The following is a 13,668-nucleotide window of genomic DNA, read 5'->3' as shown; positions in this document are numbered from 1 at the left end:
TCACGAAAGTTGCTGCTGTGGGCGGCGGCGATAAGCCCAGATCATCATGGCTGCGCCTGCGACGATCATCGGAATGGAGAGGATTTGCCCCATGCTAATGTACTGCACCCACTCGCCGGTAAACTGCGCGTCCGGCTGACGGAAAAATTCAACAATAATACGGAATGCGCCGTAACCAATCAGAAACAGGCCGGAGACCGCCCCCATCGGACGCGGTTTACGGATAAACAGATTCAGAATGATAAACAGCACGATGCCTTCGAGGAACAGCTCATAAAGCTGCGACGGATGGCGGGGCAGCACACCGTAAGTGTTAAACAGCGATTGCCATTCCGGATGCGAGGCCAGCAGGCCGATATCTTCGCTGCGCGAACCGGGGAAAAGCATGGCATACGGGAAGCCCGGATCGACACGGCCCCACAGCTCGCCATTAATAAAGTTACCCAGACGGCCCGCGCCAAGCCCGAAGGGGATCAGCGGCGCGATAAAATCGGAGACCTGGAAGAAGTTACGTTTGGTGCGCTTCGCAAACCAGATCATCACGCAGATTACGCCGATGAGTCCGCCATGGAAGGACATCCCGCCATCCCAGACGCGGAACAAATAGAGTGGGTTTTCGAGGAAGAGCGGCAGATTGTAAAACAGCACATAACCGATACGCCCGCCAAGGAAGACGCCGAGAAAGCCCGCATACAGCAGGTTTTCCACTTCGTTTTTTGTCCAGCCGCTGCCAGGACGATTAGCGCGACGAACGGCGAGCCACATGGCGAACACAAAGCCCACAAGATACATCAGCCCGTACCAGTGAAGCGAAACCGGTCCAAGAGAGAAGATTACCGGATCAAAATCGGGAAAATGCAGATAGCCACTATTCATCTGTCACCAAAACCTGTTGTTATCCCGCTGAAAGTGGACAGCGGGTGAGATGCTGCGCCCTTTTCCGGACGCTCCTGAGGCTGCGGATCATAGCATAAAGCCTGGCGTGGGCGAGGGCAGGAAGTTGTAAAAGATATGTAAGAGCACAACCGGTTATAGCAGTGTTACAGGCCGCCGCGAATGAGACCGCCCATGCCGCGACGCTCCATAAACGCCGCCACCTGGTGACGCACTTCTGTGGCTGATTGCGATTCGAGGCTGCGCGCGCTGAGCGTCTCGGCCTCTTCCAGCGTGATATGTCTAAGCAGATACTTCACGCGCGCGACCGAGCGGCCGTTCATCGAGAGATGGTGATAGCCCATGCCAACCAGCAGCGCGACGCACATCGGGTCGCCCGCCATTTCGCCGCACAGGCAGAGATCGATGCCGAGGCGTTGCGCCTCAAGGGCGATCATTTTCAGCGCGCGCAGCATCGCCGGATGCAGGCTGTCATAGAGACTGGCGACGCGCGTGTTATTGCGGTCTACCGCCAGCAGATATTGGGTGAGGTCATTGGTGCCGACGGAAATAAAGTCAACGCGGCTTGCCAGGTGAGGCAGCATAAACAGCATCGACGGGACTTCCACCATAATGCCCAGCCGCGGTTTAGGGATTTCATAGTCGAGCATCTCTTCCATTTCGCGGCCAGCTCTGTCGATAAGCCGACGCGCTTCGTCCACTTCGTCGATGCTCGTGATCATCGGTAAGAGGATGCTGAGATTGCCCGTTGCAGCATTGGCACGCAACATGGCGCGCACCTGGATCAAAAAGATCTCCGGCTGATCGAGTGTGATGCGTATCCCGCGCCAGCCAAGGCAAGGGTTTTCCTCGCTGATGGGCATATAGGGCAGCTGTTTATCCGCGCCGACATCAAGCGTGCGCAGCGTCACTGGCTTGTCGTTAAACATCTGCAACATGCCCTGGTACTGCGCTACCTGCTCTTCTTCGGACGGAAAACCGCTTTGCAGCATAAACGGGATTTCGGTGCGATAAAGACCAATGCCGTCGATACGACTGCCGAGTTTTTCTTCATGCTCCGGGCTCAAACCCGCATTGAGCATGACCTGCACCCGTTCGCCGCTCTTCAGGCAGGCGGGCTGTTCGACATAATCTTCGGCAATCCGGCTAAGTTCATTTTCTTCGCTGAGGAGCCGCTGATATTCATGAAGCAGCACCGGGCTCGGGTCGACCAGCAGTTCGCCGCGATAACCATCGACCACCAGCATACGATGATGCAGCACAGAAGGCTGAATATCCGCGCCCATCACGGTTGGAATGCCCATCGCGCGCACCATAATAGCGGCATGGGAGTTGGCGGCCCCGTCACGCACGACGACGCCCATCAGCCTGTCCTGGGGCAGCTCGGCGAGCGTTGTGGCGGAAAGCTCATCCGCCACCAGCACAAAACGCTCAGGCCAGGTGTTCGGGCTCTGAATATTATCGTCGAGATGGAACAGCAACCGCTGCCCGAGCGTGCGCAGATCGCCCGCGCGCTCTTTCAGATAACCATCGGTCAGCGCGGCAAATTGTTCAGCGAATTTCTCGATAACCTTTTTGACCGCCCACTCGGCGACCGAGCCTTTATCCACCTCGTCGTAAAGCTCACGACGCAGCCGCGCGTCGGACAACAGGTGGGAATAGAGATCGAAAATCGCCGCCGTCTCTTTTTGCGCGCCTGCGGCAAAACGTTTGCTGTAGCGGCGGAATTCGCCAGCGGCTTCTTCAAGCGCGGTGGTCAGGCGTTCGCGCTCAAGCCCGGTATCGAGCGTCGAGGCTTCGTAGACCTGCTCCATCAACGGCAGTGTGGCGTCCATCCAGCCCGGCGCGATCGCCACGCCCGGCGAGGCCGGCAGCGCGCGGATACGCGTCTGACGATACTGGCCAAACAGCGCAGTCAGCTGAGACTGCGACAAAATCGCCGCCATCTGGGTGGCGAGCGTCACCAGGAAGGATTCTTCGCTCTCGTCATACTGGCGCAGCTCGCGCTGCTGGACGACTAAAACGCCAAGCAGCTGGCGGCGCTGAATAATCGGCACGCCGAGAAAAGCGCGAAAACGTTCTTCACGCACAGAGGGAATGTATTTAAAGCTGGGGTGTTTTTGCGCATCGGCAAGGTTAATCGGCTCGGCGAGGCGCCCGACCAGGCCGACGATACCTTCATCAAAGGCCAGCGTTACGGTGCGCCCGCGCGGTTTTTTCAGCCCACGCGTTGCCATCAGGTAATAGCAACGCCGGTCGTGATCGGCGAGATAAACCGAACAAACATCGGTATCCATCGCAAGACAGATATCCGTAACGAGAATATCCAGCGCCTCGTTGAGGCGCGGGGCGCTGGCCACTTTCTCGACTATTTCTCGCAACCGGGTGAGCATAATTTGCGTGGCTTAACCTCTTTTACGTCGCCAGGCAGGCGAAGGATTACGCTGCGGTGGCGCGCTCTCCTGCAACGGCATCACAACGCTTGCGAACTCTTTCATCACCCGACGATAGACATCGCGCTTGAAAGAGACCACCTGGCGCACCGGATACCAGAAGCTTACCCACCGCCAGCCGTCAAATTCTGGCGTACTGCTGGTTTGCATGTTGATATCGGCGTCGTTGCTCATTAACTGCAGAAGAAACCACTTTTGTTTCTGGCCGATACATACCGGCTTTGTGTCCCAACGCACCAAACGTTTTGGTAATTTGTAACGTAACCAGTTTCGGGTAGTCGCAAGGATGCGCACATCTTTTCGTTGTAAACCGACCTCTTCGAAAAGCTCGCGGTACATCGCCTGCTCCGCCGACTCGCCAGGATTAATACCCCCTTGCGGAAATTGCCAGGAGTGCTGACCAAAACGCCTGGCCCACATTACCTGTCCCTGACGATTACAGATCACGATACCAACATTCGGGCGGTAGCCATCATCATCGATCACCGGACTACCTCAAAATAAACCTGGATAGTAACGATTGTTTCATACTCCTCATTGACGGTAAACCACTCTGTTAGCCGCTGTGAACAGGAATAACATTTGAATAACTCACAAAAATATGCGGGGTTATAAACAGGGGAAGCGGTTAAGACCCGCTTTTATTCACTTTTTCTGTGGATATCTTTGTGAAGAAGTGTCTTATTTCCCAGGGAAAACCCAAAGCAACCCAAAACCAGGGATTATTCTTATAGAGAAAATTGCATTGCTATTCAAACAATTAAACTAAAAAAAACGTGATATTCACCGCTCAGTGTGACGATCATCACACTCACGATCCTTACTCTGACGAAAGATCGACCAGCGTCGTTTTTATCCACAGATTATGCCAATAACTTAGTCACAATTTGTTGAAAAAGGCGTTTTTCCCCGTCCGTCAAGGCTGTAAATCGAAACAGTAGTGAGGGATTTACACAGTTATCCCATTTTTCTGTGGATAAACTGGTGTAAGATCCTGTTTATTGTCGGTGACCAGATTTGAACAACCTTTATTTCTGACGCCTGAGAAATCCTTCTTTTTCATAAAAATCATTTAAAATCATGTAATTGAATTGCTTGCTCACAAGCAGGTAAACTCTTTCCACAAGCAGGCATTTTGCTGTTCATTTTTTAAACAGAAGGTAATCATTATGACTTCCCTTGCTCCTCTTGTTCAACCGCCCGTCGATGAAGCACAGCTGCTGCATCAGGCGCAGCAGTTGGCGGGGCTGACGCTTGGCGAACTGGCGGCGCTGGCAGGCCTCGAAACGCCCACCGATTTGCGTCGTGATAAGGGCTGGATCGGCGTGCTGCTGGAGCGCTGGCTTGGCGCGAGCGCAGGCAGTAAACCCGAGCAGGATTTCGCAGCGCTTGGCGTGGAGCTGAAAACGATCCCCATCGACAGCCAGGGCCGCCCGCTTGAGACGACGTTTGTGTGCGTCGCTCCGCTTACCGGCAATACCGGCGTGACGTGGGAAACCAGTCACGTGCGCCACAAGCTCAAACGCGTACTGTGGGTGCCGGTAGAAGGCGAGCGCGAAATCCCGCTGGCAGAGCGCCGCGTTGGCGCGCCGTTGCTCTGGAGCCCGTCGCCGCAGGAAGACGATCAGCTACGTCGTGACTGGGAAGAGTTAATGGACTTGATTGTGTTAGGTCAGGTAGAGCGCATCACCGCGCGACACGGCGAGGTGTTGCAGCTGCGTCCAAAAGCCGCCAACAGCAAAGCGCTGACGCCCGCGTTCGGCGTACATGGCGAGCCGATAATGACGCTGCCGCGCGGCTTTTATCTGAAGAAAAACTTTACCGCCGCCCTGCTGGCGCGCCATTTTTTGTTATGAATCCCTTAAAATTTTGTCAACAGCCCTCCCCCGACGCATATAATTAGCGTTTTGTTTCTTTGAGCAGGACTTTTTTGAATGTGGTTTGCATGGATAACGGATCCCAACGCCTGGCTGGCACTCGGTACGCTGACGCTGCTGGAGATTGTGCTTGGGATCGACAATATTATTTTTCTCTCTCTGGTCGTGGCGAAACTGCCGAAATCTCAGCAGGCGCTGGCGCGCAAAATGGGCCTCGGCGCGGCGATGATTATGCGCCTCGCGCTTCTGGCGTCGATCGCCTGGGTCGTGAAGCTCACTAATCCGCTGTTTACCGTTTTCGATCAAGCGATCTCGATGCGGGATCTGATCCTGCTGCTGGGTGGTCTGTTCCTTATCTGGAAAGCCAGTAAAGAGATCCACGAGACTATCGAAGGCGAAGAAGAAGGCCTGAAAACCAACGTGCACTCTTTCTTCGGCGCCATTATTCAGATCATGCTGCTGGATATTATCTTCAGTCTGGATTCGGTTATCACCGCGGTGGGTCTCTCCGATCATCTGTTTATTATGATGGCGGCGGTGGTGATTGCTGTGGGCGTGATGATGTTCGCCGCGCGCCCTATCGGCGAGTTTGTCGAGCGCCATCCGTCCGTGAAAATGCTGGCGCTTTCGTTCCTGATCCTGGTGGGTTTTACCCTGATGCTGGAGAGCTTCGATATTCACGTGCCGAAAGGCTACATTTACTTCGCGATGTTTTTCTCCATCGCCGTGGAAAGCCTCAATCTGCTGCGCAACAAGAAAAGACCGCTGTAATCAGAACGCTCCTTCGGGAGCGTTTTTGTTTATTCCCCTGAACTTTTAAGAATTTGCTGCTTTTTCGCGCCGCCTCGCTGCTTTTTACTAGACTCTACGTGGACCCCTTCCTGATGAGGCGAAAAACAATGAATAAATGGGCTGTAGCAATTTCTGCCGTCGGATTGGCCTTCGCGGTTTCAGGCTGTAGCAGTGATTACGTCATGGCGACCAAAGATGGCCGGATGATCCTGACTGAAGGCAAACCGCAGGTTGATGACGAAACCGGTCTGGTCAGTTATCGCGACCCACAGGGTAACGAGATGCAGATAAACCGCGATCAGGTTTCGCAAATCATTGAGCGTTAAATAAAAGGTCAGCGTCACGCTGACCTTTTGGTTTTTTCTCCCTTGCCTCTTTTCCTTTTGTCTCCCCTCTGCCATGTTTATATTCCTTTGTCAGGAATGGCCTGACGCGGACTGAACAACAGAAGGTAGGCCGGCTATGCATTATCACCGTATTCCTCATAGCTCACTTGAAGTCAGCACGCTGGGGCTGGGAACCATGACCTTTGGTGAACAAAACAGCGAGGCCGACGCCCACGAACAGCTCGATTACGCCGTAAGCCAGGGCATAAACCTGATTGATGTCGCCGAAATGTATCCCGTGCCTCCGCGCCCGGAAACGCAGGGCCTGACGGAAACCTATGTTGGCAACTGGCTGAAAAAACGCGCCAATCGCGAAAAGCTGGTGATCGCCTCCAAAGTCAGCGGACCGAGCCGCAACAACGACAGCGGCATTCGCCCCAATCAGGCGCTGGATCGCAAAAATATCCGCGACGCGCTCGACGCCAGCCTGAAGCGTTTACAGACCGATTATCTCGATCTCTACCAGGTGCACTGGCCGCAGCGCCCGACCAACTGCTTTGGCAAGCTCGGCTACACCTGGACCGACAGCGCGCCGGTCGTCACGCTGCTGGAAACCCTGGAAGCGCTCGCGGAATTCCAGCGCGCGGGGAAAATCCGCTATATCGGCGTCTCGAATGAAACGGCTTTTGGCGTAATGCGCTATCTGCATCTGGCGGATAAACACGATCTGCCGCGCATCGTCACCATCCAGAACCCGTACAGCCTGCTGAACCGTAGTTTTGAGGTAGGGCTTGCCGAAGTGAGCCAGTTTGAGGGCGTGGAGCTACTGGCCTATTCCGCGCTGGCGTTCGGCACGTTGACCGGCAAATACCTGAACGGCGCGAAACCCGCAGGCGCGCGCAATACGCTTTTCAGCCGCTTTACGCGCTACAGCAGCGAGCAGTCGCAAAAAGCGGTGGCGGCGTATGTTGAGGTGGCGAAGCGCCACGGGCTGGATCCGGCGCAGATGGCGCTGGCGTTTGTGCGCCAGCAGCCGTTTGTGGCGAGCACGCTGCTCGGTGCCACGACGATGGAACAGCTGAAAACCAACGTCGAAAGCCTGCATCTGACGCTCAGTGAAGACGTGCTGGCGGAGCTGGAAGCAGTGCATCAGGTCTATACCTACCCGGCACCGTAAGCGCGGTGCTTACTGGTGATACAAAAAGACCCGCCGGAGCGGGTCTTTTTTTATTGTTTACGTCGCCACAGCCACAGGCCAGCGATGGCCAGCGCGAAAATCGCCCCGAAGCCGACGCCAATTCCCACCACCGGCAGCGAGAGTTTCACCGCCAGCGAATAGAGCCCCAGCATCAGCAGCATCGCGGTATTTTCGCCGAGGTTTTGCACCGCAATCGCGTTGCCCGCGCCAACGGAGCGCTTGCCGCGCTCCTGCAACAGCGCATTGAGCGGCACCACGAAGAACCCGCCGAAAAAACCTATCAGCAGCAGCAACAGATAAGCGGGCAGCGCCGCCTGCTGCAGGGAGAAGAAGATAACCGCAACGCCAATCAGAATGCCCGCCGGCATACAGCGCGACACACGCTCCAGCGTCACCAGCTTCGCCGCTGCCCCCGCGCCCGCCACAATGCCGACCGCCACCATCGCGTTCAGGTAGGTCGGCGTGGCGTTATCGGTAATGCCAAGCGCCACCGGCACCCACAGCACCAGCAAGAAACGCAGCGTCACGCCCGCGCCCCAGAACATACTGGTGCCGACCAGCGAGAAGCGGGTTTCGTCGTTATGCCACAGCGTGCGGCAGGCCGTGAAGAAACTGCGCGTCATCGGGCCAAAGCGCCACGACTGGCCAGGCCGCGCTGCGCCCAGTTTCGGGATCAACAGGTTCGCGCCAACTGCGCCGGCGTAGGCCAGCGCACAGACACCAAGCGCCGCGCCCACGTGCCAGTCCGCCAGCATGCCCCCTGCCATAGAGCCAATCAGGATCGCCGCGATCGTCGACGATTCCATCAGCCCGTTCGCTTTCACCAGACGATCGCCGGTGGTGATTTCGCCGAGAATGCCGTACTTGGCGGGCGAATACGCCGCCGCGCCGACGCCCACCAGCGTATACCCGACAAACGGGTTGCCGCCAAAGACGATGACCACCGCGCCGAGCAGCTTCAGACCGTTGGCGACCATCATCACCCGGCCTTTGGAGAAGCTGTCCGCCACCTGGCCTACAAATGGCGCCAGCAGAATGTAAGCGCAGACGAACACCATCTGCAGCACCGGCTGGCTCCATTCCGGGTAGAACTGCTGTTTAAGCAGCGCGAGGGTGGCAAACAGCAGCGCGTTATCGCCAAACGCCGAGAGAAACTGCGCGACGATAACCGCCATCATTCCCCGCGAAAACAGCGAGCCGTTCGGGCTTTGCGAATCAGGCATGATGCGTCTCTTCCTGGTCGACGAGTTTTTTCAGCGACACGAAATCCGGCTTGCCGCTGCCAAGTAACGGCAGTTGCTTGAGGAAGCGGATATCACGCGGCACCGCGAGTTCCGGCACGCCTTTACTGCGGGCCTGCTGCGCCAGTTTTTCGCGGGTCAGTTCCGGGTCGGTGGTGAACAGCACCAGCGCCTCGCCTTTCGCGGCATCGTGTTTAATCGCCGTGGCGTGCATTTTCTCCGGCGAGACGGCGAGCGCCAGGCTTTCCACCATCTCAAGCGACACCATTTCACCTGCGATTTTGGCAAAGCGTTTGGCGCGCCCCTGGATCTGGACAAAGCCCTGCTCGTCAAAGGCGACGATATCGCCGGTGTCATACCAGCCCGGCTCGCTGACGCCCTGCGGATTTTCCGCCGCCGGGGCTTCCAGCACGCCAGGGTTTTCCACGCGCAGATAGCCTTTCATGATGTTCGGGCCTTTTAACTGCAAACGTCCGCCCTGCTCAATGCCCGGCACTTCAACGAGCCGCGCGTCCATCGCCGGCAGAATACGCCCGACGGTGCCCGGCTTCGCCGCCATCGGCACGTTAATGGACACCACCGGCGCGCACTCGGTCACGCCGTAGCCTTCCAGAATGCGCAGGCCAAATTTATCCTGCCAGATCTGTTTGGTGCTCTCTTGCAGCTTCTCGGCACCGGCCACGACATAGCGCACCAGGTGGAAATCGTACGGATGCGCGAAGCGTGCGTAGTGGCCAAGGAAAGTGGATGTGCCGAAAATCACCGTACAGTTGCGGTCATACACCAGCTCCGGCACCACGCGGTAATGCAGCGGGCTTGGGTAGAGGAAGACTTCCGCGCCGGTCAGCAGCGGCGTGAACAGCCCGACCGTTAAACCAAAAGAGTGGAACAGCGGCAGCGCCGACATAAATTTATCGTCGGCGGTGAAATCCGCGATGGTGCGGATCTGCTCCACGTTCGCGAGCAGGCTCTTGTGGCTGTGCACAACGCCTTTCGGGTTGCCTTCTGACCCTGAGGTAAAGAGGATCAGCGCCGCGTCTTCCGGCTGCTGCTCCACCTGCGCGAGGCGCGGCATTAACAGATGCGCGAAGATCCACGCTTTGTCTTTCGCCGTCACTTCGCCTTTCAGATCTTCCAGGAAGACCCAGCGCACAGAGGTGATTTGCTCAGGCAGATGCCAGAGCTTGCCTTTATCCAGGAACTGGCGCGAGGTAAAAATGGTTTTGATCTGCGCCGCCGTAATGGCGCTGGTCAGCCCCTGCACGCCCGCCGTGTAGTTCATCATCGCCGGAATTCGCCCGCGCATCACCGCGCCGAAAATCACCGCGGCGCTGATGCTGGCGTTCGGCAACATCAGGCCGATGGCCTCGCGTGGCGCGCTGTATTTATCGAGAATGCGCCCCACAAACAGCGTTTTCATCATCAGGCTGCGGTAGGTGTCCGGCGTGAAGTTGATATCTTCCAGGCAGTTTTTGCTCTCGCCGTAGCGCTTTTGCGCATTAATGAGCGCCTCAAACAACGTCTCGCGCGGGCGCGCCGCCATGCGCGCTTCCATCATTACCTGATGCAGCATTTCGCCCGCCATTTTGCGGCGGTCGCGCGCTTTCGGCGCGTCAGGCATCGGGATACTGGTCGGCGGCAGGATGTGAATGGAAATACGCGGGAAGAGACGGCGTTTCACCAGCCCTTTCAGGCGGCTAAAGAAGGTCAGCTCCGCGCCTTCGATACGCACCGGGATCACCGTGGCCTGCGATTTCGCCGCCACAAAGCCCGCGCCTTCGTAGATTTTCATCAGAGAGCCGCTGATAGAGATGCGCCCTTCCGGGAAAATCACCACCGGACGCCCCTCGCCCACCAGACGCACCAGCTGTTTGACCGACATCGGTTTGGTCGGGTCGAGCGGAACGAAATCAATCAGCGGCTTCAGCGCGCGCATATACCACTGCTGGCTGATAGAAGTGTAGACCGCGAACACCGGGCGGACAGGCAGGAACAGCGCCATCAGCGCGCCGTCCAGAAACGATACGTGGTTTGGCGTGATGAGCACGCGCTGCTGAGTCAGCGGCCCGGTATCTCCGTATACCTGAATGCGAAAGAGCAAACGGAACAGCCAACGAAAAAATTTTAAAACCATATCAACGCCCTTTGTTTTCCTTTAGCGAGGGTTAAGTATAGTTATCGCAGATTACACGACTCGGCGAACAGGGGCGACAGGAGAAATTGTCACGCCAGCGCGATAAATAATGTGGTGAATGATTCAGGCAGCGGGAGGGCTATAGCGAGGCGGAAAGCAGGCAAAAAAAAACCTGCGCATCCGCGCAGGTTGGTGTAAGTGTTGTGATCAGCTAAGTCGCTGACTTCACCTATCAATACCTCTGGGATCTCAAATGTAGCAACCCGTCCACACTCCCCGCCAGCCAGCAATCGCAACAGCCCATCGCAAAGTGTAACTAAAGGTTTTACCTGAAATTATTTGGCTTTTTCTGGTTACATCCGCAGGGTCTTCTTCTTATTTTTCTCCCGGTCTTTTGTGAGCAAGCGCCCGCCCGACCGGCATTCGGCTTGAAGTGACTGCGCTTTTCCGTAACACTTACCGCAGTGTAAACGCTTACCCCTGAAGGTACTGAATGCCGACTATTAAGGATGTTGCGCGGCTTGCGGGAGTCTCTGTTGCGACAGTCTCCCGCGTTATTAACGACTCCCCCAAAGCCAGTGACGCCTCCCGCCAGGCGGTGCTGAGCGCCATGGAACAGCTCAATTACCACCCTAACGCCAATGCCCGGGCGCTGGCCCAGCAGACCACGGAAACCATTGGTCTGGTGGTAGGTGATGTCTCCGATCCGTTCTTCGGGGCGATGGTCAAAGCGGTGGAACAGGTGGCCTACCACACCGGGAATTTTCTGCTTATCGGTAACGGCTACCACAGTGAGCAAAAAGAGCGCCAGGCGATTGAACAGCTGATTCGCCACCGCTGCGCGGCGCTGGTGGTACATGCCAAAACGATTCCTGATGAAGACCTGATCCCGCTGATGAAACAGATCCCAGGCATGGTGCTGATTAACCGCATTCTGCCGGGGTTTGAATCACGCTGCGTGGCGCTTGATGACCGTTACGGTGCCTGGCTTGCCACTCGCCATTTGATTCAGCAAGGCCATACGCGCATCGGATATCTCTGTTCAAACCATGCGATTTCAGACGCCGAGGACCGTTTGCAGGGTTACTACGATGCGCTGCGCGAGCACAGTCTGCCGTGTAACGACCGTCTGGTCGCCTGGGCGGAACCGGACGAGAGCGGCGGCGAGCAGGCGATGACCGAGCTGCTCGGGCAGGGAAAACAGTTTACCGCCGTGGCCTGTTATAACGACTCGATGGCGGCGGGCGCGATGGGCGTGCTGAACGATAACGGCATCGCGGTGCCGCAGGAGATTTCGCTGATAGGGTTTGATGACGTGCTGGTGTCGCGCTACGTGCGCCCGCGGCTGACAACTATCCGCTACCCGATCGTCACGATGGCGACCCAGGCGGCGGAACTCGCTTTAGCGCTCGCGGATAACCGCCCGGCGCCGGAAATCACCAATATCTTTACCCCGACGCTGGTGCGCCGTCACTCCGTGGTGGCACCCGCCGAGCCGGATAAATCGTAACGATACAGATGCACGGTCTGGTCCGGATAGTCCAGACCGTCGCCGATATACGCCCAGCCAAACCGCTCGTAGTAATCCCGGCAGGCGGAGTAGAGAAAGAGTTCGTGAAACCCCTGCTCGCGCGCGTAGTCCATCACCGCGCGCTGTAACGCCCCGCCAAGCCCTCTGCCGCGCTGCGCCTCATCGATGTAAAGCGCTGCCAGCCACGGAAACAGATCCTGACGGCTGATTAAATCACAGCGCCACAGCCCGACAGTACCGAGCACTCGTTCGCCATCAATCGCCACAAAAGTAAGTGGCAACTGACCCGGCCGCTGGCTGTGCGTGACGATACTTTCAAAAAACGCGCGCGGCAGCGATGTACCAAACGCCTGCCACAGCCAGTCGGTCACCTGCTCCGCATGTTGCGGCGCTTCATAGAGCGGCACTATGTTCATTGCAGTTTTCCCTGGAAAATGGGCACCGATTCAAACAGATAACCGTCAAAGTCGGGCGCGTCGGCATCAGACAGCTCCATCAGGCTGTTTTTCACATTTTCCAGATGCTGCCACATCGCCTGCCAGGCCCCCATGACGTCGCGACGACGCAGCGCCGCGAGAATGGTCTGGTAATCGCCAAGCCATTTCAGGCGATGCGCGCGGGTTTCGATATGGGCGCGCAGCTGCTGCCAGAGCGGGCTGCTGTCCATGTGGTGCCAGATGCTTTCCACCGTCGCCAGCAGCATCTGGTTTTGCGACGCGCCCGCCAGCACCAGATGAAACAGCTTATTGTTGTCCTGCGTGGTGTCATTCATGGCGATAGCGCGCTGTTCCTGCTCCAGAATGCGCCGCAGGTTGTCGATATCCGCTTTGGTGGCCATTTTCGCCGCGAACGCCGCGATATTGCTCTCCAGCAGTTGCCGCGCCTGCAGCATTTCAAACGGGCCGATATCGCTTGAGAAAAAGCGCTCCTCTTCGGCTTCGTGCTCCGCCGGAATACGCATCACATAGACGCCGGACCCCTGGCGAATATCCACGGTGCCCTGTAGCTCCAGCATCAGCAGCGCCTCGCGCACGATGGTGCGGCTGACGCCATATTTCTCGGCGATATTGCGCTCCGGCGGAAGACGGGAGCCGACCGGGTAGTGGCCCTGGATAATTTGCGCGCGCAGATCCTCACCAATCTCCTGATACTGCTTTTTCTCCGGCGGAACGACTGCCTTCTCCACGTGATCACCTGTGCTCTGAATGGACCCAATTTCGCG

At 57.1% G+C, this 13,668-nt stretch carries 12 protein-coding genes; 5 read left to right on the top strand and 7 right to left on the bottom strand.

Going from position 1 to position 13,668, the window contains the following annotated elements; all coding sequences use genetic code 11:
* The 3 genes from lgt to rppH form a co-directional block, all read right to left on the bottom strand.
* On the bottom strand, positions 1-876 hold the full coding sequence (gene lgt / locus G9X48_RS15465; RefSeq protein ID WP_004385953.1) for a prolipoprotein diacylglyceryl transferase: 876 nt from the start codon (positions 874-876) through the stop codon (positions 1-3).
* 164 nt (positions 877-1,040) lie between these two features.
* On the bottom strand, positions 1,041-3,287 hold the full coding sequence (gene ptsP, locus G9X48_RS15460; RefSeq protein WP_105629598.1) for a phosphoenolpyruvate--protein phosphotransferase: 2,247 nt from the start codon (positions 3,285-3,287) through the stop codon (positions 1,041-1,043).
* Positions 3,288-3,299: 12 nt separating this feature from the next.
* A complete protein-coding gene (gene rppH / locus G9X48_RS15455; protein WP_004385951.1) occupies positions 3,300-3,833 on the bottom strand; it encodes an RNA pyrophosphohydrolase in 534 nt (177 codons plus the stop codon).
* 683 nt (positions 3,834-4,516) lie between these two features.
* Between rppH and mutH the strand changes: the two genes are divergently transcribed.
* From mutH to G9X48_RS15435, 4 genes are all read left to right on the top strand, one after another.
* Positions 4,517-5,203: a DNA mismatch repair endonuclease MutH gene (gene mutH, locus G9X48_RS15450; protein ID WP_097641573.1), complete on the top strand. Its 687-nt coding sequence runs from the start codon at positions 4,517-4,519 to the stop codon at positions 5,201-5,203.
* A 78-nt stretch (positions 5,204-5,281) separates the two neighbouring features.
* The gene (locus G9X48_RS15445) at positions 5,282-5,995 is read left to right on the top strand and encodes a TerC family protein (RefSeq protein ID WP_007894426.1); all 714 of its coding nucleotides are present in this window, start codon (positions 5,282-5,284) and stop codon (positions 5,993-5,995) included.
* Positions 5,996-6,123: 128 nt separating this feature from the next.
* Complete coding sequence (locus G9X48_RS15440; RefSeq protein ID WP_004385948.1) at positions 6,124-6,342, top strand: YgdI/YgdR family lipoprotein; 219 nt, start codon at positions 6,124-6,126, stop codon at positions 6,340-6,342.
* A gap of 136 nt (positions 6,343-6,478) precedes the next feature.
* A complete protein-coding gene (locus G9X48_RS15435; protein WP_032971157.1) occupies positions 6,479-7,519 on the top strand; it encodes an NADP(H)-dependent aldo-keto reductase in 1,041 nt (346 codons plus the stop codon).
* 50 nt (positions 7,520-7,569) lie between these two features.
* Here the strand turns inward: G9X48_RS15435 and lplT are convergent, their stop codons facing one another.
* Together lplT and aas are read right to left on the bottom strand one after the other, a co-directional pair.
* The gene (lplT, locus tag G9X48_RS15430; RefSeq protein WP_004385946.1) at positions 7,570-8,763 is read right to left on the bottom strand and encodes a lysophospholipid transporter LplT; all 1,194 of its coding nucleotides are present in this window, start codon (positions 8,761-8,763) and stop codon (positions 7,570-7,572) included.
* Positions 8,756-10,915 carry a bifunctional acyl-ACP--phospholipid O-acyltransferase/long-chain-fatty-acid--ACP ligase gene (gene aas / locus G9X48_RS15425; protein WP_014728131.1) on the bottom strand — a complete coding sequence of 720 codons (2,160 nt, stop codon included), beginning with the start codon at positions 10,913-10,915 and terminating at the stop codon, positions 8,756-8,758. The genes lplT and aas overlap by 8 nt, the downstream gene beginning before the upstream one ends.
* Before the next feature lie 493 nt (positions 10,916-11,408).
* On the opposite strand from aas, the gene galR reads away from it, so the two are divergent.
* The gene (galR, locus tag G9X48_RS15420; protein ID WP_007870557.1) at positions 11,409-12,425 is read left to right on the top strand and encodes an HTH-type transcriptional regulator GalR; all 1,017 of its coding nucleotides are present in this window, start codon (positions 11,409-11,411) and stop codon (positions 12,423-12,425) included.
* On the opposite strand, the gene G9X48_RS15415 is transcribed toward galR, so the two are convergent.
* Complete coding sequence (locus G9X48_RS15415; protein ID WP_097641572.1) at positions 12,386-12,862, bottom strand: GNAT family N-acetyltransferase; 477 nt, start codon at positions 12,860-12,862, stop codon at positions 12,386-12,388. The two genes, galR and G9X48_RS15415, sit on opposite strands and share 40 nt — an antisense overlap.
* Complete coding sequence (locus G9X48_RS15410) at positions 12,859-13,632, bottom strand: FCD domain-containing protein (RefSeq protein WP_004385941.1); 774 nt, start codon at positions 13,630-13,632, stop codon at positions 12,859-12,861. The genes G9X48_RS15415 and G9X48_RS15410 overlap by 4 nt, the downstream gene beginning before the upstream one ends.
* Positions 13,633-13,668: the final 36 nt, after the last annotated feature.

This window comes from Cronobacter sp. HA18006, from assembly GCF_011605445.1.
GTDB classification, from domain to species: Bacteria; Pseudomonadota; Gammaproteobacteria; order Enterobacterales; family Enterobacteriaceae; genus Cronobacter; species Cronobacter sakazakii.
The sequence above is the reverse complement of the archived record's forward strand: the minus strand, read 5'-3'. Positions and strand labels throughout refer to the sequence as shown.

Excerpts from the sequence above, each read along its gene's own strand:
- G9X48_RS15415 (WP_097641572.1), bottom strand. The coding sequence starts at position 12,862 with ATGAACATAGTGCCGCTCTATGAAGCGCCGCAACATGCGGAGCAGGTG.
- galR (WP_007870557.1), top strand. The coding sequence starts at position 11,409 with ATGCCGACTATTAAGGATGTTGCGCGGCTTGCGGGAGTCTCTGTTGCG.
- G9X48_RS15445 (WP_007894426.1), top strand. The coding sequence starts at position 5,282 with ATGTGGTTTGCATGGATAACGGATCCCAACGCCTGGCTGGCACTCGGT.
- G9X48_RS15440 (WP_004385948.1), top strand. The coding sequence starts at position 6,124 with ATGAATAAATGGGCTGTAGCAATTTCTGCCGTCGGATTGGCCTTCGCG.
- mutH (WP_097641573.1), top strand. The coding sequence starts at position 4,517 with ATGACTTCCCTTGCTCCTCTTGTTCAACCGCCCGTCGATGAAGCACAG.
- ptsP (WP_105629598.1), bottom strand. The coding sequence starts at position 3,287 with ATGCTCACCCGGTTGCGAGAAATAGTCGAGAAAGTGGCCAGCGCCCCG.
- lgt (WP_004385953.1), bottom strand. The coding sequence starts at position 876 with ATGAATAGTGGCTATCTGCATTTTCCCGATTTTGATCCGGTAATCTTC.
- lplT (WP_004385946.1), bottom strand. The coding sequence starts at position 8,763 with ATGCCTGATTCGCAAAGCCCGAACGGCTCGCTGTTTTCGCGGGGAATG.
- G9X48_RS15435 (WP_032971157.1), top strand. The coding sequence starts at position 6,479 with ATGCATTATCACCGTATTCCTCATAGCTCACTTGAAGTCAGCACGCTG.
- aas (WP_014728131.1), bottom strand. The coding sequence starts at position 10,915 with ATGGTTTTAAAATTTTTTCGTTGGCTGTTCCGTTTGCTCTTTCGCATT.